This window comes from Pseudomonas putida, from assembly GCF_003228315.1.
Lineage (GTDB): Bacteria > Pseudomonadota > Gammaproteobacteria > Pseudomonadales > Pseudomonadaceae > Aquipseudomonas > Aquipseudomonas putida_S.
The window spans coordinates 1,268,453-1,293,634 of record NZ_CP029693.1; the positions used below are offsets into that span (position 1 = coordinate 1,268,453).

General features: G+C 56.8%; 34 protein-coding genes and 1 pseudogene. 7 read left to right on the top strand and 28 right to left on the bottom strand.

What is annotated here, in order from left to right; translation table 11 throughout:
- Positions 1 to 11: 11 nt before the first annotated feature.
- Together DKY63_RS05545 and DKY63_RS05550 are read left to right on the top strand one after the other, a co-directional pair.
- Positions 12 to 242 carry a hypothetical protein gene (locus DKY63_RS05545; RefSeq protein WP_034147138.1) on the top strand — a complete coding sequence of 77 codons (231 nt, stop codon included), beginning with the start codon at positions 12 to 14 and terminating at the stop codon, positions 240 to 242.
- Between the two features lie 219 nt (positions 243 to 461).
- Positions 462 to 746, top strand: a complete 285-nt coding sequence (locus DKY63_RS05550; protein WP_110963175.1) for a hypothetical protein — start codon at positions 462 to 464, stop codon at positions 744 to 746.
- A 68-nt stretch (positions 747 to 814) separates the two neighbouring features.
- Here DKY63_RS05550 and DKY63_RS05555 read toward each other — a convergent pair whose 3' ends face one another.
- Positions 815 to 1,414, bottom strand: a complete 600-nt coding sequence (locus DKY63_RS05555; RefSeq protein WP_430523142.1) for a TetR/AcrR family transcriptional regulator — start codon at positions 1,412 to 1,414, stop codon at positions 815 to 817.
- A gap of 223 nt (positions 1,415 to 1,637) precedes the next feature.
- On the opposite strand from DKY63_RS05555, the gene DKY63_RS05560 reads away from it, so the two are divergent.
- The 3 genes from DKY63_RS05560 (at position 1,638) to DKY63_RS32350 (ending at position 3,477) form a co-directional block, all read left to right on the top strand.
- Positions 1,638 to 2,474 (top strand): NAD(P)H-binding protein, encoded by an 837-nt coding sequence (locus tag DKY63_RS05560; RefSeq protein ID WP_110963177.1) that lies wholly within the window; start codon positions 1,638 to 1,640, stop codon positions 2,472 to 2,474.
- A gap of 102 nt (positions 2,475 to 2,576) precedes the next feature.
- The gene (locus tag DKY63_RS05565; RefSeq protein ID WP_110963178.1) at positions 2,577 to 2,777 is read left to right on the top strand and encodes a hypothetical protein; all 201 of its coding nucleotides are present in this window, start codon (positions 2,577 to 2,579) and stop codon (positions 2,775 to 2,777) included.
- A gap of 256 nt (positions 2,778 to 3,033) precedes the next feature.
- Positions 3,034 to 3,477, top strand: a complete 444-nt coding sequence (locus DKY63_RS32350; protein WP_204354298.1) for a hypothetical protein — start codon at positions 3,034 to 3,036, stop codon at positions 3,475 to 3,477.
- 382 nt (positions 3,478 to 3,859) lie between these two features.
- Here DKY63_RS32350 and DKY63_RS05575 read toward each other — a convergent pair whose 3' ends face one another.
- The 3 genes from DKY63_RS05575 to DKY63_RS05585 form a co-directional block, all read right to left on the bottom strand.
- A complete protein-coding gene (locus tag DKY63_RS05575) occupies positions 3,860 to 4,714 on the bottom strand; it encodes a trypsin-like peptidase domain-containing protein (RefSeq protein WP_110963179.1) in 855 nt (284 codons plus the stop codon).
- A gap of 209 nt (positions 4,715 to 4,923) precedes the next feature.
- The gene (locus tag DKY63_RS05580) at positions 4,924 to 5,658 is read right to left on the bottom strand and encodes a DUF5677 domain-containing protein (RefSeq protein WP_110963180.1); all 735 of its coding nucleotides are present in this window, start codon (positions 5,656 to 5,658) and stop codon (positions 4,924 to 4,926) included.
- A 30-nt stretch (positions 5,659 to 5,688) separates the two neighbouring features.
- Positions 5,689 to 6,483: a DNA adenine methylase gene (locus DKY63_RS05585; RefSeq protein ID WP_110963181.1), complete on the bottom strand. Its 795-nt coding sequence runs from the start codon at positions 6,481 to 6,483 to the stop codon at positions 5,689 to 5,691.
- Positions 6,484 to 6,754: 271 nt separating this feature from the next.
- Between DKY63_RS05585 and DKY63_RS05590 the strand changes: the two genes are divergently transcribed.
- Both DKY63_RS05590 and DKY63_RS05595 read left to right on the top strand, forming a co-directional pair.
- On the top strand, positions 6,755 to 7,099 hold the full coding sequence (locus tag DKY63_RS05590) for a hypothetical protein (protein ID WP_110963182.1): 345 nt from the start codon (positions 6,755 to 6,757) through the stop codon (positions 7,097 to 7,099).
- 38 nt (positions 7,100 to 7,137) lie between these two features.
- Positions 7,138 to 7,707 (top strand): hypothetical protein, encoded by a 570-nt coding sequence (locus DKY63_RS05595; protein WP_110963183.1) that lies wholly within the window; start codon positions 7,138 to 7,140, stop codon positions 7,705 to 7,707.
- Between the two features lie 11 nt (positions 7,708 to 7,718).
- On the opposite strand, the gene DKY63_RS05600 is transcribed toward DKY63_RS05595, so the two are convergent.
- The 24 genes and pseudogenes from DKY63_RS05600 to DKY63_RS05710 all read right to left on the bottom strand — a co-directional run bounded on the left by DKY63_RS05600 (position 7,719) and on the right by DKY63_RS05710 (position 25,157).
- Entirely contained in the window at positions 7,719 to 8,228 is a 510-nt protein-coding gene (locus DKY63_RS05600) for a lysis system i-spanin subunit Rz (RefSeq protein ID WP_110967853.1), read from the bottom strand.
- Positions 8,228 to 8,761 carry a glycoside hydrolase family 19 protein gene (locus DKY63_RS05605; protein ID WP_110963184.1) on the bottom strand — a complete coding sequence of 178 codons (534 nt, stop codon included), beginning with the start codon at positions 8,759 to 8,761 and terminating at the stop codon, positions 8,228 to 8,230. The genes DKY63_RS05600 and DKY63_RS05605 overlap by 1 nt, the downstream gene beginning before the upstream one ends.
- Positions 8,762 to 8,816: 55 nt before the next feature.
- On the bottom strand, positions 8,817 to 9,491 hold the full coding sequence (locus DKY63_RS05610; RefSeq protein ID WP_110963185.1) for an SGNH/GDSL hydrolase family protein: 675 nt from the start codon (positions 9,489 to 9,491) through the stop codon (positions 8,817 to 8,819).
- A gap of 76 nt (positions 9,492 to 9,567) precedes the next feature.
- Entirely contained in the window at positions 9,568 to 10,179 is a 612-nt protein-coding gene (locus tag DKY63_RS05615) for an SGNH/GDSL hydrolase family protein (RefSeq protein ID WP_110963186.1), read from the bottom strand.
- A complete protein-coding gene (locus tag DKY63_RS32135; RefSeq protein ID WP_162634875.1) occupies positions 10,176 to 10,337 on the bottom strand; it encodes a hypothetical protein in 162 nt (53 codons plus the stop codon). The genes DKY63_RS05615 and DKY63_RS32135 overlap by 4 nt, the downstream gene beginning before the upstream one ends.
- The gene (locus DKY63_RS32610; RefSeq protein WP_239499378.1) at positions 10,334 to 11,929 is read right to left on the bottom strand and encodes a hypothetical protein; all 1,596 of its coding nucleotides are present in this window, start codon (positions 11,927 to 11,929) and stop codon (positions 10,334 to 10,336) included. The genes DKY63_RS32135 and DKY63_RS32610 overlap by 4 nt, the downstream gene beginning before the upstream one ends.
- An 11-nt stretch (positions 11,930 to 11,940) precedes the next feature.
- Positions 11,941 to 12,539 (bottom strand): annotated as a pseudogene (locus DKY63_RS05625) (YmfQ family protein).
- Positions 12,530 to 13,567, bottom strand: a complete 1,038-nt coding sequence (locus tag DKY63_RS05630; protein WP_110963187.1) for a baseplate J/gp47 family protein — start codon at positions 13,565 to 13,567, stop codon at positions 12,530 to 12,532. Before DKY63_RS05630 ends, DKY63_RS05625 begins: the two are co-directional and overlap by 10 nt.
- On the bottom strand, positions 13,557 to 13,955 hold the full coding sequence (locus DKY63_RS05635) for a phage GP46 family protein (protein ID WP_110963188.1): 399 nt from the start codon (positions 13,953 to 13,955) through the stop codon (positions 13,557 to 13,559). The genes DKY63_RS05630 and DKY63_RS05635 overlap by 11 nt, the downstream gene beginning before the upstream one ends.
- A 2-nt stretch (positions 13,956 to 13,957) precedes the next feature.
- Positions 13,958 to 14,464, bottom strand: coding sequence for a phage baseplate assembly protein V (locus tag DKY63_RS05640; protein ID WP_110963189.1), 507 nt, complete (start codon positions 14,462 to 14,464; stop codon positions 13,958 to 13,960).
- A complete protein-coding gene (locus DKY63_RS05645) occupies positions 14,461 to 15,576 on the bottom strand; it encodes a phage baseplate assembly protein (RefSeq protein ID WP_110963190.1) in 1,116 nt (371 codons plus the stop codon). Before DKY63_RS05645 ends, DKY63_RS05640 begins: the two co-directional genes overlap by 4 nt.
- A gap of 2 nt (positions 15,577 to 15,578) precedes the next feature.
- Positions 15,579 to 16,853, bottom strand: coding sequence for a DNA circularization protein (locus DKY63_RS05650; RefSeq protein ID WP_110963191.1), 1,275 nt, complete (start codon positions 16,851 to 16,853; stop codon positions 15,579 to 15,581).
- On the bottom strand, positions 16,850 to 18,913 hold the full coding sequence (locus DKY63_RS05655) for a phage tail tape measure protein (RefSeq protein WP_110963192.1): 2,064 nt from the start codon (positions 18,911 to 18,913) through the stop codon (positions 16,850 to 16,852). The genes DKY63_RS05650 and DKY63_RS05655 overlap by 4 nt, the downstream gene beginning before the upstream one ends.
- Positions 18,913 to 19,098 (bottom strand): hypothetical protein, encoded by a 186-nt coding sequence (locus DKY63_RS05660; protein ID WP_110963193.1) that lies wholly within the window; start codon positions 19,096 to 19,098, stop codon positions 18,913 to 18,915. The genes DKY63_RS05655 and DKY63_RS05660 overlap by 1 nt, the downstream gene beginning before the upstream one ends.
- Positions 19,044 to 19,340 (bottom strand): phage tail assembly protein, encoded by a 297-nt coding sequence (locus DKY63_RS05665; RefSeq protein ID WP_110963194.1) that lies wholly within the window; start codon positions 19,338 to 19,340, stop codon positions 19,044 to 19,046. The genes DKY63_RS05660 and DKY63_RS05665 overlap by 55 nt, the downstream gene beginning before the upstream one ends.
- Entirely contained in the window at positions 19,337 to 19,684 is a 348-nt protein-coding gene (locus DKY63_RS05670; protein WP_110963195.1) for a phage tail tube protein, read from the bottom strand. Before DKY63_RS05670 ends, DKY63_RS05665 begins: the two co-directional genes overlap by 4 nt.
- A 60-nt stretch (positions 19,685 to 19,744) precedes the next feature.
- Positions 19,745 to 21,241 (bottom strand): phage tail sheath subtilisin-like domain-containing protein, encoded by a 1,497-nt coding sequence (locus tag DKY63_RS05675; RefSeq protein ID WP_110963196.1) that lies wholly within the window; start codon positions 21,239 to 21,241, stop codon positions 19,745 to 19,747.
- Entirely contained in the window at positions 21,241 to 21,447 is a 207-nt protein-coding gene (locus DKY63_RS05680; protein ID WP_110963197.1) for a DUF2635 domain-containing protein, read from the bottom strand. Before DKY63_RS05680 ends, DKY63_RS05675 begins: the two co-directional genes overlap by 1 nt.
- Positions 21,444 to 22,034: a phage tail terminator protein gene (locus DKY63_RS05685; protein ID WP_110963198.1), complete on the bottom strand. Its 591-nt coding sequence runs from the start codon at positions 22,032 to 22,034 to the stop codon at positions 21,444 to 21,446. Before DKY63_RS05685 ends, DKY63_RS05680 begins: the two co-directional genes overlap by 4 nt.
- Positions 22,035 to 22,056: 22 nt before the next feature.
- Positions 22,057 to 22,578, bottom strand: a complete 522-nt coding sequence (locus DKY63_RS05690; protein ID WP_110963199.1) for a hypothetical protein — start codon at positions 22,576 to 22,578, stop codon at positions 22,057 to 22,059.
- Positions 22,571 to 22,933: a phage head closure protein gene (locus DKY63_RS05695; protein WP_110963200.1), complete on the bottom strand. Its 363-nt coding sequence runs from the start codon at positions 22,931 to 22,933 to the stop codon at positions 22,571 to 22,573. Before DKY63_RS05695 ends, DKY63_RS05690 begins: the two co-directional genes overlap by 8 nt.
- A 2-nt stretch (positions 22,934 to 22,935) precedes the next feature.
- The gene (locus DKY63_RS05700; protein WP_110963201.1) at positions 22,936 to 23,487 is read right to left on the bottom strand and encodes a hypothetical protein; all 552 of its coding nucleotides are present in this window, start codon (positions 23,485 to 23,487) and stop codon (positions 22,936 to 22,938) included.
- 3 nt (positions 23,488 to 23,490) lie between these two features.
- Positions 23,491 to 23,796, bottom strand: a complete 306-nt coding sequence (locus DKY63_RS32615) for a hypothetical protein (protein WP_110963202.1) — start codon at positions 23,794 to 23,796, stop codon at positions 23,491 to 23,493.
- Positions 23,797 to 23,846: 50 nt separating this feature from the next.
- Positions 23,847 to 25,157: a phage major capsid protein gene (locus tag DKY63_RS05710; protein ID WP_110963203.1), complete on the bottom strand. Its 1,311-nt coding sequence runs from the start codon at positions 25,155 to 25,157 to the stop codon at positions 23,847 to 23,849.
- Between the last annotated feature and the right edge of the window lie 25 nt (positions 25,158 to 25,182).

A 25,182-nucleotide genomic window follows, 5' to 3' on the forward strand; every position in this document is an offset into this window, starting at 1 on the left:
AGGTGTTTCCAATGTCTGAAAAAGAGTCCATCACCACCCTGCTCACCTTGCTCGATTCCCGTCAGGTTCGCCTGGCCGCAGCGTGCAAGGAAATCGCCGATTGGGTCGATCATCAAGGCGGGCATCCTACCGCCCTGCGAATTCGCGATCGCCTGAACGACATCGAAAAGGATACGCCGCTGATCCGCAACACGCTGTCGGCACTCAAACCCGTCGACCGGCCACTGCCACGGTTCAGATGAGCCGCTCAGGCATTCGTTGCGAAGAAAGGTGCCGACACCGCAGGCATGACTGACGACAGTCTCGCCAGGGGGCTCGTGTCCGCCTGATCTTTTCACTGCTCCGCCAACCCGACGTAAACCAGCCCAGCCCCGTGCTGGGATTTTTTTGCCTTGAAACTTTCAACGAACGTCGCCAGCCCCGTGGGGTCCAACGATCACACGTCACAAGGAGACGTTCCAATGGTTACCCACTTCAAAGTCAGCGGGCACCTGGCCTGCGGTCACAAGGGCAACAACCTCGTTTCGACCCAGGAACTGAACCGGGTCAAATGCCGCAGCTGTCGAAATACAGACGCCTACAAGGAGGCGCGCAAGACCCAGCGCAACGCCGCACGACGCGCAGCACGCAAGGCCAAAGCCACCCGGACGGCGACCGATTGGCGCCAGGCCTGGATCGACCGAATGGTGGCCATGCCAGGGCTGCAAAGACTCCCCCGTGGGTTCGCCGGCCAACCTTTCGTATAACCGATAGTGTCCGGCGACTCAGTGCCTTCGAATGCCCTGGTCGCCGGATGTGTGCCGCACGAACGCCCTCAGGCAGGCGGCTGAATGATTTCGCGCAATGACATGCGCTTGAACGTATCGACCAATCCGCGGCCCTCCTGCGGTGTAGAGGAGATTGCCAGGCGTACGGTTGCCTCACCCAAATGCCAGATCAGAAACGCCGACTCGCGAACCTTCTGTGCATCGCAATGTGGGTACACCCGCAACATCGCATCGGCCAACAAACCACCTGCACCCCGACTCTCCTCCAGCTCCAGCGCCAGTAGCTGCTTGTCGGCCTGCATGCCACACCAGATGTCCCGCATCGCAGGCGTCGCCAACACAATCTCGTAGTACTGATCAAGCAAGTCGGAGAACGCCGCTTGCAGCCCCGCCACATCCACGACAGCTCCCAGGGCCTGTTCGATGCAGCAACGGCATTCGGCGTTGTAGCGCTCAGCCAATGTTTGAATCACAGAGCTTTTATCGGGGAAGTACTGATACAGCGAGCCGATGGAGATCCCGGAACGTTCGGCGATTTCACTCATTTTCAGCTGATCGCTGCCCTTGGTCGCGATTAAATCGGTCGCCACGGCGAGGATGCGCTCCTGCCGTTCGCGACTGCGTTGCTGCGTGGGATTGCGTCGCATGGGCTCAACCGGTTGATCAAGTACTTCGCTGGACTTCCTGGGCACGACTTTGCTCCCCGATTTGAAAACGTGACATTGACTCACCTTAGCACCCACTTTCACTGCGCCCAATAGCCCATGTCCATCCGTCGGGTTTCTCCCGACGTGGTTTGACGACAAAACATGAGGAACTATCATCTTTTAAACGTGAGCATTACTCACATTAACCAAGGAGATGAACTCGATGAACAGCAATCAACAAACGATCCTGGTTCTCGGCGCCACGGGTAAAACCGGACGGCGTATCGCTCAGCAGCTCGAAGCAGGAGGTCAATCCGTGCGACTGGGCTCCCGTGGAGCCACCCCGCCCTTTGACTGGGAGGATCGCTCAACATGGCCCGCAGCCCTTGATGGCGTCCAGGCCGCGTACATCTCCTTTCAACCGGACCTCGCCGTACCCGGCGCCGTCGAGACAGTCCAGGCATTCACCCAACTGGCGGTCGAAAGTGGAGTCGACAAGCTGGTGCTGCTATCGGGTCGTGGAGAAGCAGAAGCGGAACAGGCTGAACGCATCGTGCAGAACAGTGGCGTTGACTGGACCATCCTGCGGGCCAGCTGGTTTTGCCAGAACTTCAGTGAAGGGCACTTCCTTGAGCCGATCCTGCAAGGGGAACTGGTGTTGCCTGTCGGTGATGTTGCCGAGCCTTTCGTCGACGTGGAGGACATCGCCGAAATCGCTGTCGCTGCGCTGACCCAACCCGGCCACAGCGGCCAACTGTACGAACTGACCGGCCCTCGTGCGTTGACCTTTGCAGAGGCTGTCACCGAGATCGCCCGCGTGGCGAAGCGCGATATTGCTTTCGTCACCGTGCCGGCAGACACCTATCGACACGAACTGGTACAGGCGCAATTGCCATCCGAGGTGATTGATCTGGTGCTGTATCTGTTTACGACGGTACTCGATGGACGCAACACGCTTATTGGCGATGGCGTGCAACGGGCGCTGGGGCGCCCAGCGCGAAGCTTTACCGAATATGTCCAGCGCACCGCAACGACAGGGATCTGGAGCCAGCAGTCCTGAGTGCCGACGGGCTGCATGGCAACACCCGGCTTCCTCGACTAGGGTCTGTCTCGTATTGAACTGCGGCGCCTTTATTGGCAGGAGCCTGATAAGGAGGAAGCGATGTCATCCATTCGTAATGCCGAACAAACTTATCGCCAGTGGTCCAGCCCGATCCTGCTGGAACTGAAGGAGAGAGAGCATCAACTCGACCCGATGGATCGCGAAGCATTGCAAAACATTCTGCTGGAACGCCGGCTGATCAACAGCGGCAACCCTGACGGCAATGACCGGCGCAAGGCCGGGCTGGGCAAACACGCCTGACTCAACTCTGCATGCAGGGACGAGCCTGCTCGCGATGGACCGCAACGATAATGCTTCCGCGTCCGGATAAACGCGGTGTTATCGCAATCATCGCGAGCAAACTCGTTCCTGCAGTTTCTATATCCCCCGCATGCGTGGTGTCTGGCACCTTGCCTGAAACATATCCAGTAACCCTATTCCCGCGTCCTGAGCTAGTATTTCCACTCTAAAACAGAATCGAACGATCTCCTCTTTCCTCTTTCAAGAGTACGTGAACGTGAAAGGCAGATTGATTGGCGCTGCTGTGGTCGTGACCTGTGTGGGTGCCCTGGCTTACGGATTGAGTACCTGGCAGGACAGCAAGAATCGGCGACAGGATGAGCTGTGCCATGTAGCCCAGGAGCATCTCAAAGGTGTAGAGATCCAGGCCAGGGCCATGGCCGCCGGATTGTCTGTCGAAGGGTACGCCGAAGCAGAAAAGGCCGAAGTGGGCAAACTCATCCACGCCCTGGATACCGCCAACACCAAGGAAGAGGTGGAGGCCGTCATTTCTGAACACTCCGCCACTGTCGAAGCCAAGGTGGCGGCAACGGATGCAGAAGTGAAGTCACGAGGCGAGCAACCCTTCCTGGGTCAACAACGCAAAGAGCAGCGCATCACCACCGACGTCAAACAGGAAATCCAGCGCGCCGAGAAGGCTGTCAGCACGGCATGTGAGTAATGTGTGCCCGGGGCTGGCACTGCGATTTACTGGATTGTTTGCGGAGCAACTTAAAAATTGCGGACCAGAAACGAACAAGGGTTTGCATCAGCTTTCGCTCGCAAACCCTTGATTTTAGATGGTGCCCGAAGCCGGAATCGAACCGGCACGCCCTTACGAGCGGGGGATTTTAAGTCCGAGCATAAACCTTTATATTTCAATACTTTAGATTGATTTTATTTCCTCAAATCGCTGATTTCTATAGCGCTGGCGGCCGCGTAGTTCGACCACCTTACTCAGAATTGCGGAACAAAATTTCGTGATTCATCAGTTCCCTCGACAGAACAAAAGTCTCGCAAATGGAATCCTCCATATGCGGCTCTAGACTATTACTACCCTAAATCTAATTCGCCTTACGGGGATGTTGAGCCAAGAAGGCGTCAATCGTTTCGACAACGGTATGCGCCTTAAAAACGACACCCAAATCGATCATTTCTTGCTGTTGAGCCATGGGTTTCGAATGGGTAGGAATCGGAATTGCTACAATCTCGTTCAAATGTGTGCGGAAAAAAACTGCGGCTACGACCCCCAAAAAATATAACCGGCTGCCAGCAATCAAACCTCCCGCTTTATCAGGATATGACCCTTGATTGAAAAGAAATACTGGACTGCCACTCGATCCTCCGAATACTGATGCATCAATGAGGAAGCGAGGAGTTTGCTCGAAGTCAACTGTAATAGGAGTAGCCGTTGTCCCTTGTCTCATAACAGGCAAGAGATTTTTGCTATCCCAGATACCATTCGGATATCCGATAAAAGTCACCGACTCCATAGCATCAAGCGAACGTTTTTGTTCTTCGGTCGGAATAAGCTCTGAACCTATGCAGCGGACAAATGGTATGACTCCATGATGGTCGTGCATAAAGCTCAAAAAAGGGTGTAAGTCACAAATCGCAATATCCACCTCTGGATCCGGGTGACCGAACCAGATACCGGCCCAATCAGCCTCGCTGATTTCTAAATTGAAACCATCACCCAAGCTAGGTTGCCCATCATCTTTTTGTCTTATGAAGGTAACTCGCCCACCCTTCTGACCAAAAACCACATGTTTGTTCGTGACGATGAAGGCTCTTTTTTGTCCATCAACCATGAGATCGAAGAAAAAACCTGTTCCTGAACCATGGCCACCGCCAGGTGCATTAGTGTCGATTCGTATCGTTGTGAAATATAACTGTTCAGCAAGGGTATGCACTTGCATCGATGGGGCTCCAGTCTTGGTAAGTGGGCGTTTCTGTTAGCTCTCATTGGATGATACCCCATACGTTCCCTACGAAATCGAACACAAGCGAATGTCTCGCCACTCCGAACAGACTGGAAACTGTCAAGTACTATGCGAGCATGCTCGAGGATGACATACGCAAAGCTCCACCCTCCTTCAGTCAAGGTAGCGGAGCTCTGTTGTCCATTTCACCCCACACGTTTGGAAAGAATATCTGCCCACTTCGAATTCATTTCCGCAAAAACCGAAGCGAAATGGTTGTCAGGAAATTTGATAATTTTGCCGAATTGTTCAGTGGCATCCATTAGTACCATCAACGAGGTGGAGATAACTGCCTCTACAAACTCCGGGGAATCAGCCCGCTTATAAATCATGCTTTTTTCACTCTGATGCCGGAACGCCAATGCAACCAGATCATTATGCGAGAAAGCGCAAAGCATCGAGTAAGGCACCACCAAATGGCCTAGCCCCGCAGCTCCTATATCGTCGCTTATTCTCCTGGGTTTGAGGCCAGCTGCGCGAAAAACCTCACACTCGGAAAGACAAACATCGTCCCTTTCCTTAATTGACAACTTCAGTTCTTCAGGAATATGAGGGTCAGCAAGTATCCCCTTGCAAACGCGTCGCTCGCCTTTTAATTTTTCATATCGCATCTGATCAACATAGGTGCTACTCGTTTCAAGCATCTTCATGGCTACTAGAGCCTCGATCATTGATCTTGCATGCGTGGCTGCATGGGTAATCATTTGTGCATTCGCTAATCGCAGCACTGCCTCAAATTGCTCGGCAATCGTTAGTACAAGACTAACCCGCAACCGATCCGGGGAAGCTACTGTTGCGTGCGAGCAAAAAATCAGACTTTGAAGACCGTCAAGTATTTGCTCGGCCGTTTTGAGAAGCTGTGCGATCGTAGTTGTAATCATCTGTTCTCCATTAGTGGGTTCATCCTCAGGTCAAAATAAACTGCCTAGCGCGTTAGGCGTCCAATTCATTATTACTAGCTCACCACTTATCTCAGACTTTCCGTGCCGATGGTTGCTGTTGGTGTAACGGATATCCAGTGTTTCAAAGTAAAAACCTTCGAAAACACGTCGGATGTCCGGGTGATCGTTGATGCTGACCATCACCTTGCCTTTGCAACGGCGCATAAAATCGGCCATTCGCTCATAGTTCTCATACGGAAAATCAACGCCATAGCCAGCAGTTTGCCAATAAGGCGGGTCCATGTAGTGAAAAGTATGGGCGCGATCATAGCGCTCTGCACATTCAAGCCAAGGCAGGTTTTCGACGTAGGTGCCAGATAGCCGTTGCCAGGCGGCGGAGAGGTTTTCCTCGATCCGCAGCAGGTTGATGGCCGGGCCTGTGGTAGCGGTACCGAACGTCTGCCCGGAGACCTTACCGGCGAAGGCATGGTGCTGCAGGTAGAAGAATCGAGCGGCGCGTTGGATGTCGGTAAGGGTTTCGGGGCGGGTCATTTTCTGCCATTCGAACACCTGGCGTGAACTGAGCGCCCATTTGAACTGGCGCACGAACTCTTCGAGGTGGTTTTGCACGACGCGGTACAGCGTGACCAGATCGCCATTGATGTCGTTGAGAACTTCGACAGGCGATGGCTGGGGTCGCATGAAGTAGAGCGCGGCGCCGCCGGCGAAGACTTCGACGTAGCATTCGTGAGGCGGAAAAAGTGGGATGAGGCGATCGGCTAGGCGGCGTTTACCGCCCATCCAAGGGATGATGGGTGTGGACATAGAAAGCAAGACCTTTACTGTATATATAAACAGGTGCTAGGCTCGCCGCGCTTTGTGCACGGAGCAAGAGCCTTGGCTGGACTTGCAGGGACGTTCTGCGGGTACGGCGGCCGGTCTGGATGTTGACGCATCCAATCCGGTCGCTCTTTTAATTTCGAGCGTTGCAGCTGAATAGGTCAGCGCGAGTAGCCCAGCACTTCGTCGACTCAACCTCGCTTCTCCGTCTCCCCTCGACTACTGTACAAAAAAACAGCATCGATTAGGCCCGGTCATGGACCCATACGAAATTGAAGATACCAGCGACTGGTTTGGCAGTCCGACACCGCTCGAAACCTGCCGACACCAGCTCCGGATGTATGAGAACGAATTCGACGAACTGAACCTTCTTCTACGTGAGGCGCGAGAGAAAATCTTCAAATTGGTTGAAATGCATACAGAAGCCATCCAGCAACGCGACGAGGCCATGGCAAACCTACGCTCGCGATCCGGAGAGGCCGCAAACCTCCGCAAGGAGATTTACGACCTCAAGATCTCAGAGAGATTTCATGAGCGAGAGGCTCGAAAATTTCAAGAGTTGCTCGCCGGTCAAGTAGATGAATCTAAAAACGCCAACTAATCTTATAAAAAATTTAGTGCCTTTAGCAGGAATTACCAATGAGTGTTAAAGCATTTGCAGCACAGCTCTTAAATTCCATAAAAGAAATCAGAGTCAACAGCGAAAGCATTCCTTGTGACAACCTGATTAACTATCTTGAACAGGTTGTGGCAAGTGCACCAGGAGACATGACCCCCGATCAAATCGAACATCTAAAGGCGCAACTCCAGATCATGGTTGAACAAACGAAAAACAATCATGCTTCTCAGCTTGAGATGTTTCGCACTGTCATTCAATCCGGTCAAAATGCGGTTAAGACGGCTCTACTCATGAACGGAGGAGCATCCGTCGCGCTTCTTGCGTTTATTGGAAAGCTAACTGAAGCCCAGCAAATCCGGATACCCGTTTTTGCCGAAGCCTTAACATTTTTTGTAATTGGTGTATTCGCGATAGTTGTAACAGCAGGTATGACTTATTTGAGCCAATGGTTTTATGCAGCATCAGAACAATGGAAGCGAAAAACCGGCTTTGCGTTCAATATAATATCCATTGTGCTTGGCTTATCATCTTATGGTTTTTTTGTTTGGGGAATGCGGAAAGCTTATCTCGCATTTCTGGGCTTTGCATAAGTAAGATCACTTCATTTGGCGGTCAATATTTCACGCACATATGCTTGGCAGGCTGCCAACGCAATCAATCCTCGATCGCCTTCACCGGTGATGCCGACAATTCGTTGAGCATGCGCTGGGTCAAGTTCGGCTCGTACGGCGCCATGATCCACGCCGCCGGCGCCGGGGGTGGCAGGCACTGAACAGCCACCGGCTGAACCTTGGTCAATGAGGACTGACAGCCGCAGATCAGCAGTGGCAAGGCGATCGCGCAGGCGAGCCTGGTCTTTTTCAGCATTGGTCAATTTCTCGAAGTGAGTTTTCTCGTTGGTCGACAGCTTCTGCTCGAGCACCAGGCGTTTGTCTTGCTCGGTTTTCTGCGCTGCGGATCCGACCATCGCCAGCTGGTTAAGGGTTTCGGTGTGCAGGCGTGATTGCTCGGCGAGTTGCACGGTGTAGCGCCAGTCCTGAAACTGCCAAGCACTGGCGGAGCCAATCAGTACCAGCATCAGCGCACCGATCACCTTCCACGGTGCGGCAATCATCCCAGCACCTTCAGCGCTGTTGCATAGAACGCCTGACGCTCGGACAGGCCATTGACCCCACCATTGATACGACGGGTGATCCGTTCGAAATCACCGAGATCAGCCAGCGTGTTCAGCCCTTTGGTCGCCCAGAACCAGGCGGCCGACTGGCTGGCGCACTGCGGTTGCTCCAGCAGCTCTGGCTGATTGACCAGATCAATGCCTAGGGCTTCACCGCACGCGGCGTAATTCGACCGGCCGGTGATCTGGATCAGACCACGCCCGCGGTACTTGAAACCGTCTCCCTTCACTGTGTTGCCGAGGTCTGCCCTCCCCTCATATTTGGCCTGAGTCGGAGTCGGGCCCCAAATTTCCCGGACGTAGATCAACTGACCGGACTCATGCCCGATCTGGGCGAGGAACGCGGCGACCCGCTTGGCGCCAATGATCTGGTACCGCTGCATCGCCGTGTTGAGGACAGGAACAAAAACGCCGGCTTTGGCGCCGGCGTTCGGGAGGATCTGCAGCAGTTGCTGCGCGGTGATGGGCATGCTTTTCTCCAGGCATGAAAAAGCCCGCACTTGGCGGGCTCTTTAGCAGAATTATTTATGCTTTAGACGGGAATATTTTCCATTCCTGCATTTGCTTCACAAAAGCTTTGGCGAAGATCTGGTGACCGTGAGCACCCATGTGTAAGCCATCTGGAAAATCTGATGGCTTGAGTCCAATTTTCGTGGGATCGAAGATTTTTAACCCTTCATCACCACAGACCTTGGAGGCTTCGTCTCGAAACTGTTGAATTGTCCATTCGCCATCCGCGTGCGGCTTCAGGACTTTCTCTTCTTTGTTCCAAGTTGGAAGGACACAGACAACCGTGACACCTTTGTCTTTGCTGTAATCAATAACTTTCTTGTAAGAGTCTGCATACTCTTTAAGCCCGATTTCAGGGCTTCCCCAGTCATTGGTGCCAAGGGTAATAATCATGCAGTCCGGCTGCTTACTTCCAGTCACGTACCAAAGAGCTTGAAGATTTTCTACGAGCCCCCACCCTGGCGTGCCGCCACTCGCCATGCGCTGACCACCGCCAGACATATTGGCGATGGAGACATTGGTCATTGTTGGAATCAAACTAGCTGTGAGCTTACTTGCGTCACCCGCGCGGCCCTTTGCATAAACGTATGTTTGAATCGAATCACCGGCGATGATGCACCTGGTGTGTTGGACGTCGGCGAATGCAGTCGTCGAGGCAAGAGCGAGGATAAATAGTAAAAATTTCTTCACGGCAGGGTTTCTCTTCCCGGAGAATGATCAGCGCGCGATATTACAGTGGTTGGAGTCAAACGTCGCCCGGAAATCGTTACGGCCAAAGCCCCCATTCTCCCATTTGTGACACGAGCGCAGATGCCCACACGGTATGGCCTTTGGCGTTCAGGTGCAGACCATCTACAAAGTGCTCTGCTTTTAGCCCGATGCAATCCGTGATGAAAACGTTCGCCCCTTCGGCATACGCCACCTGCGCAGCGTAATGCCTGAATTCCACAAGGGTGCAGTAACCATCAACATGGGGTTTGCGCATCAGCTCTTCGTTGTTCCAGACCGGCAACGAAACAACCACTTTCATCCCTTGTGCCTGGCAGAACCGGATGAAGTCGCGATAAGTGTTGATGAACTCAATCGCCCCCACCTCCGGAGCTCCCCAGTCATTGACGCCAACTGCGAGGATGATGCCATCCGCGTTCTTTCCACCGTTAATGTAGGTGATGGCGGTTTTTTGGTTCGTCAGGCCAAAGCCTGGTATCCCGCCAGAACACATGCGCTGCCCTGGCCCAGAAAAATTGCAGATCGATACATCGATCATGGTTGGGATAAGGCTTGCCGCCAGTTTGCTGGCATCCCCACAGACGTCACCTTGCTCGTACGCGTAGCTCATGATCGAGTCGCCCGCTACGATGTAACGGAGATGAGTCATTGTTGGTCACCGAGCTTAACGTCAATTGCGGATGACAAATAGTCGATCAGACGTTGATCGTCGTCTTCGATTTCTTCAACTCCTGGCCAAAACTCAGGATCTTGAGGCGACTGAAAAATACCAATTACTTTATCCTTCTCAATTTGCGCAAATATCATATTGAGTAACTCGCAATGTAGACATTGAAGGTCGGAGTTCCGGCAGTACTGCTTGAAGTAAACAGAAGCTGCTGGACTGTAGATATCGGCAACCCGGTGTAATTCAAAGTTAGCGCCTGACCAGCACCAACGGTAGTTGTCATACTTTGTTGGCCGACAATGCTGGCATCAGGATGAATAGTAAGGCTCATTGTAGAAAGTGCAGAACTCCCCACCGTAAGTTCACCACTCGCTTCGATAGCGTTCGCAGGGACGATACCTGAAATTGATACCGGGTTGTTTGAAACGATTGAACTACCGCTAAACACAGTTGCCAACTGTATATAAATTTTCCTACCCTTCACGGCGCAAACTTTGAACTGCCCACTGCCGTTAGTTGGCACAACTGTCAGCAGCGCCGAGGCGGTGAAGCCTGCCGGCATGTTCGCGCCGCCGTACACAGCTGGCATCACGGTGTTTGGAGAGTTGACGGCCAGGATGTTGGACACACCTGTCGTTGGGTTGAAAATTGCGTACAAAGCGACCCAGCCGTTGACCGGAGCTGCTCCCGTGTCCATACCCGCAGCTCCGGTGATCCCAAGGTTCACCGGCTTGTTGTAGCCCGACAATCGATAAGACTGCCCGCCGAGAGCGGTACCAACAACGATTTCGTCCGCGGTAACCGAAGCAATAGCCGTGGCTGTAGCTACGGTCATTTTGAGGTTTGAAGCCGTGCCGATGGGTGCGCCCGCCTCTGCCCGCACATAGGAAGCGATGTACCAGTTGGTGGTGTTACTCGCGTAAGTGATTTGCTCACCAGCAGCCAGATTCATGCTGTTGGGGAAGGCGTTGTTATAGATGTTGGTGATCAGTTCAGCAGCATTGCCCTTGATGGTCGTGGTGGCGAATGCAGCGAATGTAATCGTTGAGCCCTGTGGGCAACTTGCCAACGGCGGGAGCGTCTGCGTGGTGCCTGCTGTGGTAACGAAGATGAACTGCCCAAGATTCGAAGCAGTGAACGCTGTGGAGACATTCACCCCAATAAGGTTGCTGAACCAGCCGAGCTGTGACTTGTTTACCGAGTGGCTGGAAGCAGTGCCCTGCTTGACCTGCAAAGCGCCCGCCTGGCAGGACAAAAGAATCCAGCGATTTTGAGCAGCAGCCCACATGAAAATGGCGCGACCACCTGCTACCAACTCCCCGCCTTGAAGACCGGCATCCGCGAGACCGTTGACGGTTTTGGGACCGGTTCCGATATCCAAAGTAGTGGCGCCGGTATTGTTGGCGACCAGCAGCACGCGAACGACCATGCTATCTGTCAGAGTGGTAACCGCAGGATTAAAGGCGACCACGATTGCGTTCGCTGTACCTGTGGCCGTGGCAAACGTATTGGAAGCTGCCTGATTGATGGCTCGAATTGCCTTGAGCAACTGGGTTACATCTGCCTCTGACGGGACTAACCCCGCCGCGGCAATGACATTCAGCACCTCTTGGGTGATGGAGTTCCCCCAGGCCGAGGGGATTAACGAACCCGGCGTCCCCGCCAATTGGTCTTCATCAACGAACACACCACCCACCAACCCAATGTTGGGCACACTCTTCGGAAAATCCACGTTCTTACCCCTCAGTCATAATTGATGTGCACAACGGTGTGAGCCGGCGCCGGCCGGCGGATCAGGCATTCGAGGGCATCGCCCGGGTTCGTACCGAACCGCTCCCCCAGTAACTGACGCCGAAGCGTCGGCCCTTGCGCTGACGGCCACCGGTGTTGAGCGTCCACATGAACTGCGCGTACCAGGTGCCAAAATGCGCCGCCCCAAAACGAGAACGCCCCATACGGGGCGCTCGGTGTTCGGTGATGGTCGGGGTCGGGTAACCCTGGCTGACGGCAATCTCCAGAAAGTAGGCCCGGCTCTGGCCACCTACTTCGACGAGGCGCCGCCTTACCGCCAACCGCCTGTCCTCAAATGCCGGGTTCGGCCCCAAACAGGCATCAGGCAGCCCCATGATCGACTCCCATTCCGGCACCAGTTCGCTGACACCAGCGGGGTCCATTTCAGTCAACAAGTCCACTGCCCGGGCATCAAGGCGGGAGAACTCGACAGACACTCCGTCCAGCACCAAGCCGATCTCCGGCACCAGTTCTGGATCCCAAGCCGGGCCCGATGGCAACAACCCCTGAAGCTGAAGCCGGTACTCTTCCGCAGTCCTGATCACACCCATGTAATACCCCCGAAGATCAGCAACTGATTGGTGGCCGCCACGACATCCGCCGCCGGCGAAATCAGTACGTGATCAGATTCACCGGAAGAACCGCTGACCGCTTCGGCGATATGGGTGCGCAGCAGTTTTTCACCCAGCCCCGCCTCACGAGCATGCAGATCAATCAACTGTGCTTGGATGGCGGCGCGCACCGCGCTGGTGTCCGGTACCGCATGGATGGTGTAAGGCACCAGCACCTTGACCGGGGCCAGCACGTACAACTCTGCCGTCACAGGGCGCAGCGGCTCGATGTAGGTTTTCACCTCAGCCAACTGCGTTGGGTTAGGCACCGGTTCGACGTCCCCGTCGCGCATTACGAACAACCCGACAGTGCCTGGCCCCATGTAGTTGCGACGGCACCAGGCCCGGGTGATGCCCGCCACCTCAAGCGCCCAGGTTTCGTAGTCATCGGCCGAGCCACCGTGAGGAATCACTCGGTAGGAGCGGACCACGCGTGCACGCAACAGCTCGACACTTTCCCGGGCAATGCCACCTGCAAGACCGGGCGGCATCACTGTGAACGTGTTCGTAATACCAGCGACCGGCTGAACGAGGGTCAGAGCCAAGCCGGCATCTGCATTGCCAAGTGGCCCCGCATCCACGGCAGTAATCGTCACGCTGTTTATCCCCGCGACAGTAGTAATGCCGTTGGCCACCTTGTAGGTGCGACCATCACCAGCCTGGAGCACGACGCCTGCATCGAGAGGCACACCGGCAGCGGCCGAAAAACTAACCATCCCTTCGGCGGACTGTGCTGCCTTTCGAGGCTGGTTGAGACGCAGCGCGGCGATCCGCTCAAGGGTTTCTTCATCAGCCCGATCGGGCAGGATCTGCTCAACAATCCAGTCGAGGTAGCCATACAAACCATAGGCTGTGCCGGACAACGTTCGGGCCAGCACCTGGGCATCGGAGCGGCGTAGCGAATCGCTCGCCAAATCGGCCTGCGTACGGCTAATCAGGGCGGGTAGCGAAGGTGTTTCAAACGGCATAGATCACCTGCCATGCTGAAGGTTGTTTGATTTCCAGTCGCGCGCCATTGGCCACCGTCAACGTGGGGATCAGGTTCAGGTGGTTGATGTCGACCTTTTCACTGGCAATGTCGATAGCAGTCACCTGCCCATCGTCCAGCAGCCATTGCAGCGCTTCACGGGCATACGCCTCAGCATCGCGCTGGGTTTGCGCTGTGAGCTTGACCCGCCGCAACAGGTACAGACGGGAACCAATACGGTCGTCGGCGATTTCTGGATAGCTGTCCCCCCACCAACCGAAGCGCTCTTCGTCGTCGATGGGGTCATCGGTTTCGGCGCGGCGCCAGGTGTAGAGGCTGATGGTCACGGCGCGAATGAACGAGGCCTCAAGGTCGGGAGTGATGATCATGGTCAGCCTCCTGCAACGGGTGCACCGCTCTGCCCGCTGCCCACCTGGACATTGCCGTGGACATGCCCAATCTGGCTGATACCGCCCGCGACCTGATCACCTGTAGAAACAATCTTGCCGGTCTGGGTAATCACCGGCGTATCGAAGTTCACCGCTGTGGTGGCCTTGATGTTCAAAGTGTCGGTCAGGACGTCGATGATCCGTCCGCGCTTGAAGTGCACCCGGTCACCTTCATCGGAATAGATGGCCACCTCACCGGGCTTCAGCTCCTTGATTCGATAGCGGCGATCGGAAGCGACCAGCACGACCGCATGCGAGCGGTCACCACCGAGAAACGCTGTCAGCACCTCTGCCCCGGGCAAGGGGTTGCTGGTCAGACCGTAGGGTTCGAAATGTTCGGCGCCGTCCTTGAGTTCTCCTGCCGTGAGGCGTACCTGTAAGGTCTGAAGTTTTTTGGCGGCATCGGCGAGCACCACTGTGCCGCGAGCCAGCATGCTTTTAAGGTTCATTTTTTCGGCTCGTAATCTGCGGGAATGAGGTATTCGAAGTTGTCGCCCTTGCCGCCCTTCTTCAGCTTGCGATGACTGTGCGGATCCTGCGGCTCCGGCTCGAAACTTTCGGGAGGACCGACTTCCAGCTTGGTGACCATCCCCTGCTCGCTCAAGCTGTAGGTGATGCGCGAGATCAGCATGTCCCGGTCCATACCGATGATGGGATCGATGACCCGGGTAATCATGTTGTGCCGCCAGAGCTGGCCGTTGGATTGACGCCACCCCTGCACCGTATAGGTGACAGAAAGCGCTTTGCCCATCCGGCTGCCGCGCTCCCAGTTCGCCCGGGCTTGCGCCAGTTCGTTGGTCACCTGGCCGGACTCTTGAATTATCAGCACGCGCTTTCGCGCAGTGCGATCGTCCGTCACGGTGGCAGACACTTCGGCGACATCGGCGCCGTATTCTTCATCGGTACCGCTCTTCTGCCCCAACACCTGGTATTCGGAAAACACGCCGGAGAAGTCGAGCGGCGCATCCCCTGACTTGACGTTCTTTCCGACTTCGATCGCATCGAACGTACGCCCTGCACTCCCGGGGCTGGCCAGCACCGCCGCACCACGCGCGTCATCGGTGGAGAACACCCGGAACAAGGTCAGCAGGCGATCCGTTGAAGCAAACACTGTTTCACCCGGTTCAATGGTGTGGTCGGACAGCTTGCCACCCTCGGGAATCTCGCTGTTGACCGCGACGCCGTAAGGCGCTGCCAGTGCCTTGACGATCGACAACACTGACTGGTTGTTCCATTGCCCGGGCCTGTTGGTCGCCGCACAGTCGACCAGATCAGCCGTCAGCGATCGCCCGCTGATGGACTTGGTAATTTGCTTGTCGTCGTAGTTGACCGGTGTGGCGAACACCCAGGCGGTCAGCACCAGGTCATTGCCGATGCGCACCTGGCACTTGTCACCCTGCCGGATCGGTACATTTTGAACCTGACCCGGCCACTTCCAGGTCAACGACACGTTGAACGAGCGGGCCTGATCCTCAAGCCCAGCGGTGATTTCCACCGATTTCCAGCCGAAGTAATCCATGCCATCAACCGTGAGGCTGACAGCGTTTTGCTCGTCAGACATGGTTACCTCTGCGCGATTTTGATGGGTGTCGCTGGAACAAAGCCGGGGTGACGGATTCGGTTGCGTTGTACAACCTCGGTGGACCGCGTGGCATCGCCGAAACGTCGATAGGCCAGCACCAGCGCGGGAAGGGTTTCTGCCGGCGTGATATCCACCAGGCGCACACCGGACTGCGCGACTGCGGTCAGGTGTTTCATCACGTTTTGGCGGAAGGTGTTCAGCACCACGAAGTGTTGAGGATCCGCTTTCAGCGATGCTTCGTGTATGACTTCATTGAGCGAGTCCCGAAGATCGATCACGTCATCAGCCACCGGCACCTCCGGACGGATCACCGGTTGTAACGCCTGTTGCTCGACGGGTGCAGTCGATCCAATCGGCTCCGGCTGCGTAGCCACCGGCATTTCGCTAACGATCAGTCCGATCTGTACGAGCACAGCGTCCTGCACCAGGTTCGCCGTCGCCTGCGACGCCGCAACAGTGTTGGCTCCACCAACGGGACTGACTGTGTTGATGCTGCTGGCCGCCTCGGTCTGTTGCGTGACTTCGGCGACGGCGGCGCGGTAACCCGAACCGGCATTCGATCCTCCACCGGAACTGGACTTGAAGAAATCGAAGCCGGTGAAGCTGCTGAAGTAACTGGAAAACAGCGACGACAGCCCACTCGGCGAGTTCATCAACGACTGTGCAAAACCGGTCGAGTCGCTGAATACGCTGGCAAATGGCGCGAAGTGTTGCTGTATCACGGAGAACACGTTCGACAGGCTATTGCGCATTTGCAGCAGGCCGAGCCGGGCTTTATTCACTTTCGCCATGCCGGTTTCATACCGATTGAGCGACGAAGTCAGCAGGCTTTCAGACGAGTTGGCGACCTGAGCCTGGGTGTTGACCCTGGCCGCCGGTGTTTTCAGCGGCTCATCCGGATAGAACGTCAGATCAAAGCTGACCATCCCGCCGCCCATGAGGTCATGCGAGACCTCACATTCACCGGCCTTGACCTGTAACCGGCCGAGCCAGGGATGGACCAGCTCGCCACCGCCCGGTTTGTTCAGCGCCTCGATCAACTTGTCTCGACGTTCGAAACAGTCGTCGCCGATGACCCACCCCGTCATCTTGTGCACCTGGGATTGCTTTCCCAACTGCTCGAAGTATGGATTGTCACGCTGCGGGAATTCGTGCAACTGGCCCTTCATGCCGACCGGAACCGATGTCTGGGGAATCAAAAAGCTGACTCCCCGAAACGAGGCCGGTAACAACTGATCACGCCATGTCCCTGTCATTGATTAGGCCTCATCACACCGATAGTTCGGGTACCCACGCTAGGCTTGATGCTCAGCCCGGGCTGATTGGTTTTCGCGGTTTCAACAGTGCTGCCCGGCGGCGCCCCTTTGATGTTGACGTTGATTTCACCATTGACCTTCTGCGCCTGATTGGCCGCCGACTGCTGGAGCAAGCCGCCCGATTGAGCAGCGATGTTCGGTCGGCTCAGAAGTTGTTGAGTACTCGGAATTCCCGCAGCGCCGTTCATCATTTGCTGACGACGCTGCGCGTTATCGACCGCACCGGCCTGCAACAACGCCCCATCCCCGCCACCGGCACCGGCGTTGCGCTGACGCTGCTCTTCGGCGAACTCGTTGGCTTTGTTGGTGGCAGTTTTGATGATGCCGTCGCCACCCTCCCCGCCGCCGAAGTACTTCATGATCGGCTCAATGATTGGCTTCAGTTTTTCCCACAGGCTCTGAAACCAAGCGGTGATGGGCTCCCAGTTTTTGACGATCAATCCCAGTGGAGACCAGTCAAACATCCGCCCGAGAAAGTCCATGACCGGAGTAGAGACCGCCACCAGCACATCCCATAGCGCCTTGAACAACTCGGTCAATGGCCCCCAGTTCTCCATCACCAGGCCGATCGGCGACCAGGCAAAGGCCTTTTGAAGCCAGCCCCACAGGATTGCGGCCGGACCTCTGATTTTTTCCCATAACACTTGGAAGTACGGTGCCAAAGCCGACCAGTTGGCCGCGATCAGCCCCGCCGCCGCAGCGATCGCCAGCGCGGCAATCCCGATCGGCGTTGCAGCGAAAGCCACGCCGAGCAAGCGAACTGCGACGGTTGCTGCGAGCACACCAACCCGGATTGCAGTGAAGGCTGCGCCGGCGATACCCAGACCTCGAACCAGGCCGGGATTCGCTTCGATCACCTGCGCAATCCTCGACACCATGGGCTGGAGCGCGGTGGATACCGTGTTGATTGCCGGCAAAAGCGCGGCACCTATGGCTCGCGCAACGCTTGCTGCTGAATTACGCAGCAATTGAAGGTTGTTCGCCGTGGTGGCAGCTCTGGACTGATACTCCTTGTCCATTGAGCCGCCGTATTCCTGCTGATCGGTAACCTTCTGCAGGTTGCTCCTGAGCAGATCCAGGTTCGTCAGCAACGGCGCAATGGCTCCCACCGACTCACTACCGAACAACGTCGTCAGCAGCCCAGCCTGCTTTTCCGCCTTCACCTTACTGACTCGGGTTAGTACATCCAGCAAAGTGCCCTGAGCATCTTTCTGCATGCCCGCCGCCACTGCTTTCGAATCCAGCCGAAGCGCCTTGAAGGCCTGCTGCTGGCCTTTCGTGGCCGCGCTGCCCTTGGTCAGGGCCAGCATGAAGTTTTTGATGCCGGTGGCGGCCACTTCCTGTTCGATGCCCACCCCGGCCATTGTCGCGCCCAGTGCCGCGATCTGGCCCGATGCAAGGCCAGCGATCGCACCCAGCGGGCCGATGCGAGTCACGATGTCCGAAATCTGCTTGGTGTTCGCAGGCCCCGTGTTGCCGAGATAGTTGATCTTGTCAGCTAGGCCCACGACATCGGTCTGAGTCATTTTGAAAGACGTACGCCACTTGGCCATCATGTCGCCGCTTTCCTCGGCAGACTGGTCAAAGGCGATGCCCATCTTCACAGCAGCCTCAGCGAATCCCAGCAGCTCTTCGCGAGCAATCCCCGACTGCCCCCCGGCGGCGACAATCTTGGCGATATCACCCGCGGCCATGGGCAGGCGTTCGGACATGCGCCCGATGTCGTCGCCCATCTCCTTGAACTGTTCGGGCTTGTCGAAGTTGACGACCTTACGCACGTCCGCCATCTGTGATTCGAAATCGATCGCGGCGGCCGCACCGGCAACAAACGGGGCCGCCATGGCACCACCGGCCAAGACATCTCCGAAGCTGATTTTGCCGAGCCCGGTTTTTTCGAGACCTTTCTTGAATCCCGCGATGTTCTTGCGGATGCCGGCGAGTTTCGGCGACAGCTTGTCGACGCCGGTGATCAACGCCTTGAGCTGGAACTTATCTCCCATCACGGCACCTGCTGAAGTTGATTGATGCGTTCGGCGTGCTCAAGGCTTTCCGTGAGCACATCCAGCGGCCTGGCCATCATCTGTTCGGGATCAACCTTCCAGAACCAGGCCAGGTCATAGGCGACTGCAATCAGGTCGGCGATGGAGCCGACGCCGCACTCATGAAAAAACTGGCAATCGCCCAACTCAAAGTGTTCAAGTCAGCGAGATCCAACTGGTTGACGGACGAAGGCGGGATACCGGTGCAGACCGCGATGTACTTCGCGGTGACATCCATGTCAAGGCTGACCTCTTCGTTTTTGTCGATCTTGTACGGCAGCGCCTTGATGGTCCGTACTTCCTGCACGGTAGGCCGGCGCAGATTGAGCTCGGTCAGCGGCTCACCGTGGGCCTCGATGGCCACCTGAAGCTGTACGATATTGCTCATTGCCAAACCCCTTTGATGCCGTCGAATTGAAGTTCCAGGGTGCCGTCATCACCTTTCGACGTCGGCTCATCCACCAGGTACGCGCCCGACAGCACGTAAACCTTGCCGTTGCTGAATTCGCAGGTGACCGTCATGTCCTTGCCTTCGGTCAGCTTTTTGAGTTGAAGGTCGGGATCATGAAGCGCCGTCATCTTCAGGAAGGGAGTCAACGCTTCTTCCTTGTAGAAGCCCGGGTAGACGGTCTCTCGCTTCACATCCATCAACGGCGCCTCCGCCCCACCGGTGACGGTCAACTGCATGCCGTCCACCTTGATGTAGGCCGTGCCCGCAACTTTTTTGCCCATGGTCTGAATCTCCAGAATGAAAAAGCCCGCTCGGGGCGGGCTTGGTGAAGTCGGTCAGCGTTACGCCACGGCGTCGTATTGCAGGCGGAACTGGTTGAGCAGCGCGAAGATGCGCAGGCCGTTGATGTAGTCCGGCGGGAACAGCACGTTGACCCGACTCGGATCGTTGCTGTCGCGCTCCACCACCAAGTGCTCGGCAAAGAGGTCGGCGTTTTCCACATGACCTTCCGATTCGAGCTTGGCGTACTGCGCAATCAGCTCGCCGCGGATGGTGCTCGGCGTGACGATGGGTTGGCCGGCGCCGAACCTTGTGCCGTCGCTGGCCAGCTTGTGCCGCCCATACTTGCTGGTGATGACGCTCTGCATGCGCCGGATGATGAACGCCGACTGATGCATCGTCTCGCTGTCCAGGTACGAGTTATCCGCCTGGCCATAGGCGTTCTTCTGATAGGTCGTGATCGAGCGCTGAATCCGCACATACCCGCCTTCGTAGTACGCCGTGGCGATACCGTAGCTGAGCAACGATTGACGCTCAGTCAAGGTGAACCGCCCGCTGGCCGGGGCTGGGTCGAGACCTGGCATGCTGCCGCTTTGCGTCGGCCGACTGGCATCAGCCGAGAGGAACACCGCCGAGCGTGCGGCGAGCGCCGCTGCTTGAATCCAGACCGGTTGCGGCACCCCGGCCTCTACCGCCTGGATGGTCATGTGCTGATCGTTGCGTGCCTGGCCGGCTGCTACCAGCGTTCCGACGGTACCGCGCTTGGCGCTGTACACATGACCGAACAATTGCTTGGCCCAGCTCCAGCGGCCAACATTGTCATCCATGGCACCTTTCCAGGCATCCAACGAAGTGGTGTCTGTCCACGGCTGGCAGATGAACTCGAACGGCTCATCGCCCAGAGCAGCCAACGCGGCTACCTGATCCGGCACACCGGTACCGCCAGTCATCTGGGTCAGAGCTACCGACAGGCCTGCCGGTGTTTGCTCTCCGTTACTTTTGCCCAGCCGGTTCATCAGCAGGCTGATGTCGGTACCGCTGTCACCCTTCCACTTGCAGGTCAGGGTCACGACACCGGCAGCGGCCAACGCCGTCAGCGGCAGATCGGGCATGGCGTTGATCTTCACCGCCAGCGCTGACGCCACCTGCGTCGGTGTTGCCGCGCTGGCGACCGATGCCTGGACGCGAACACCACCTACGTACAGATTGATCAGACCGGTTTCCGTCGCAGTACCCGTGATCGTGACAGTTGCCGTCGCCGCCGCGCCCGTTGCATTACGTAATGGCAGGCACCAGATTTCGCCCACCGGGTCGGTCTTGCGCCAAGTGTCATACATGGCGGCCAGCATCGAACCTTGGCCACCGATGGCCTTGGCGATCGCCAGGCTGGAGACCAGCACCAGACTGCCCACCTCCGGGGCAACCGAAGCGTCGTTCACCTGAGCAACGATCAGCCGGCGCAACGCCGAGGCCGCGCTATTGGCAGCCGAATTGTCCATCTCCGCATAGAACAGCGGCACGCGGACATCGGCCGGAATGTTGCTGAATCCGATAGCCATTATTGCGCTTCCTCATTTTTCGCCGCGGCGCCGGCCTTGGTGGATTGGGACTTGTCAGCCTTGAGCGTCACGTCCCCGTCTTCTTGGCGTCGGCGCCACCAAGCGTTGTCGGGGACTTCTCGGCCTTCAACAGGCAAAAGGTCGCCAGCTTCCGGATCGGGCACGGCCCGGCCTTCAACCGGCACCACAGTGATGCGCTTGGTCATGGTGTTACGTCTCCAGTGAATGCAACTTCGATGCGCCCGTCCGGGCCGGGTCGTTTCAGGTTTGGATCTGCGGGATCGATGCAGTCCATGTTGATGTTTGCGCCGGTGAAAGCCGGCAAACCATCCAGATCCCATTCGTGCCAGGTTTCGGGGGGCTCATCCGGACGACTGCGACCGAGCTGGAATTCCGAAACGAAGGTGAACTGGTAAACCACCCGGGCACGGCTGATGTGCAGCAACGCCCCTTTTCCGTACTCGATGGGCTCGTACTCCGGGCCGGGCACCCATCCCACCAACGCCCGCCAGATTTCGGCCCGAATGTCGTGCAGCAGGTCGTTGTCCGCCTGGCCGCGCTCATCCGAGGCATCGAGGACAATCACCACGTTGAACTGGTCGGTAATGTCTTGGCGCACACCGGTCTGGATTTTGTTCGGACCAGCAGCATCAGCCGTGGCGATCACATAGGCCGCTGGCAGTGAAAGCTGTGCGCTCTCGACTACGGCGTCCCAATCAATGCCACCCGCCACGCGACCGGCAAAGGTAGGGCACGTCAGCCGCAGATGGGCAACGATGGGGTTCAGTTTCATATGGGGTTCCGTTGATGCAGTGTCAGTTCAGAGCAGCGGCGAATGCAGCGGAAAGAATGGATTCAACCTGTGACGACGAATCCTGCAGAGCGTCGATCATGTAGTTATCGCGGGGCTTGATGCGCCACTCACCAGCGGCTCGTTCGGCGACGAGCCGGGCTCGCGCACCAGCAGCTCGACGGTTTTTTCTACCTTTGCCTTTTCCGGGTGCCAACTTGCCCGGCCGGCGTCCCTGCTTCACGCCGTAGTGCAGATAGGCCGGATAGAACTCACCCATTTCAGGAGTAAGCGTCGGGGAAATCTTGACCAAGAAGCCTGATCGGGACACCTTGAACTTGATCGACTGCACGGTTTCGCCGGTGCGATTGACAGGGTAACCATCTTGCCCTTTCCCCAGCACCAGGTTCATTTGAGCTCGCTGGGTAACAAGCAAGCCGGCCTTGCGCATACCTGCCCTAATCTTGCGCTTGTCGAATGCCTCCCTATCGAAATTGTCGAACCCTTCGACGTGCAGGTAACTTTCGACTGATGCTGAGTTAGCCATAGATGCCTCCCCCTGCCTGCTGAGGGCCGAGCTCTTCAACCTCAAGCAATGTAAAGCGGCGCTTGCCATTCATGTCTGCAACTCGCCGCACTCGGTAAACCGTGGAGCCGAGGACAACTTCGTGAGCCTCGCTCATGCCCTTCAGGAAGTAGAAAGTCACCCGATGGGTAATTCGCACATCGGTCTGAACGCCGTGCGCGTAAACAGCGGTACCGACGGGCTCTATCTTGGCCCACCGTTTTTTCTCTTCGGTGAACAAAGAATCGAGCCCCTGATTTGGGGCAGGCACATCCGTGCGCAATCTCAGAGTGATACGTCGATCCAGCTCACCGGCGCTTGGTTCGCGCATGGCCATGGTCAGAACCTCGGAGGGACGGTGATATCTGCTACCAGATGATCGAGGAACGTTGATGGCAACTCAGCCAGCGACTGCCCCACCATGAACATTTCCGGGTGACGGTAAATCGTTGCTGCTGCCATCAACAGCCAGTTGCGAACGCCAGGGTATAGATCGAGATCGAGCCCGGCCTTGTAGCGGATACGCAATGGACCAGTAGGTCGGGCACCATGGAAATGCAGAAAGCTTTCCCGCGGTCCCTGCTGCAACTCGAACGGCGCTGACTCAGCAGCCCAGGTGCCGTCGGCCTGCTGCAACATGATCGACACAATTTCACTGGCCTGCCCGATGTCCAACGCATGCCCGGACGCAAACGAGACTGGCCAGTCCTCTTCGTAAGTCGCGCCCCGCAAGGCCGCGCCCGTCTTCGATTCGCACTGAGAAGTCACACCGGGAATGATGATTTGCTCAATTAGCTCCGGCTCCATGTCTTCCGGTTCGACCCGACACTGGAAAGCCACCTGTGCCAGGGTCAGAACCGGCTCACCGAAGTACTCGATTCGACGGGCCATGGCTTATGGCTTCTCGTCGAGTTCTTCTGGATCAACTGGATCGACTGAAGCCACTGGGTCGACAGGATCAATCGGATCGATTGGGTCAACTGATGCAGTGGGCTCGACGGGCTTTCCAGCTTTCTTTGCTGCACCTTTTTTTCCAGCAGGCGCTACCGTAGATTTCTCGGTATCTGTCAGAGCTACATACGGCCTGGCAAGACCGGACTCGATTAGTGCGCCGGCGACCTCATCATTGAAGCCCGCAGTCTCCCCAATGGCGTAACCGCGCCACTCCTTTTTGAAGGTGACGATTTTCTTATCGCTCATTTTGCTACCTGCTCAATTGGTTAGCCCCACCGGGTGGCGGGGCCAGAGGATTACATTCCGGCGCCCCAAGTGATGGCGGTACCAACGGAAATCGACTCGACGTGACGCGGGCCGAAATCGTGTTTGCTGATCACACGAATCAACGTCTGGTCACGCTGGAACGCGCTGACGGTGTTACCCGCTCCGTCCTTGTAAGAGGCCTCGGTGCTGATAGCGATAGCCAACGTGGTGTCCTCACCGATGAAGCAGTCAGCGAAGTTCACGAAGTAGATTTCGGACTCGTTACCACCGACACCGAGGTTGGTCGGAACCTGGGTGGTGAGCGCCACCGGGTAGCCCTTGAGCATGCCGGAATCAATTTCCGGGTAGGCCTTGTTGCCGTTACCGTCGCGCAGCGATTGCAGCCAGCGGATGGTGCGCGGCGCCATGATCCAGCCGCAGCCATCCAGTTCCACGTTCGCCGCTTCGAGGCGCAGCATCATGCTGCCCAGGTACAGATCTACTATGGCGAGGGTTGAGCCTGCCGGTGCACCGAGCACGTTGCCGGCCAGTGCCCAGTAGCGCAGGCCTTTGGGCAGCGAACCGGTACCGGCGCCGCGAATGAAATGCAGATCCTCGGAAAGACCCATGCTGACCGCTAGGTCGCTGCTGACCTGAGCGTCAATGCGGGGATTTACGCCGGAATAAGCGAGCAGATCGTTGGAGATTGGAACGATCGCGGCAGCCTTCTTCGCGGAAAGCTTGAGATCAGCGAACTGCATTTCGGTGATCGAGATGTCTTGCTCAGTCCCCAAATAGGTAACCTGGGTATTACCGAGCACGCGCGGCATGGTCAGGTTGCCATTGTTGAGCGGAAGACTGATCGCGCCCATTTTTCGAACAACCGACTTCGGTCGCAGCGATTCGATCACACTGGTACTGAAGTTTTCAGGTACCAACACACCGCCGGCGCCGGCGGTCACGGTGGACAGCGCCATGTGCACATCGGCACCGTACCCGCCCGTCTTCGCCATTTCAGCAGCAACCTGCTGATTGCCGCCTGCCTGAACCATCAACCGAACCATCTGCGCCATCGCCACACCAGGCTTGGTCGGTTCGCTGTGAGTGGTCACACGGGTTGGCGGGCTGTTGTTGCCTTGAGCGCTCTCGTCGACCGGCACTGCCGAAGCTGCAGCAATGCGTTCCGCCGTCTCGGCTCGCGTGATTTTTGCGGTCAATTCGTTGATCTGGGTTTCCAGCTGGGTGAACTGCGCCAGCTGCTCGACCGTGAGGCTTCCCCCACCCGCCTCGATCTGGGCCAACGCCTGGACCTGGGTAACCAGCTGGGCGCGCTCGCTACGCATTTGAAGTACAAGGGACATGGTGCCTCCTGGGCATAAAAAAGCC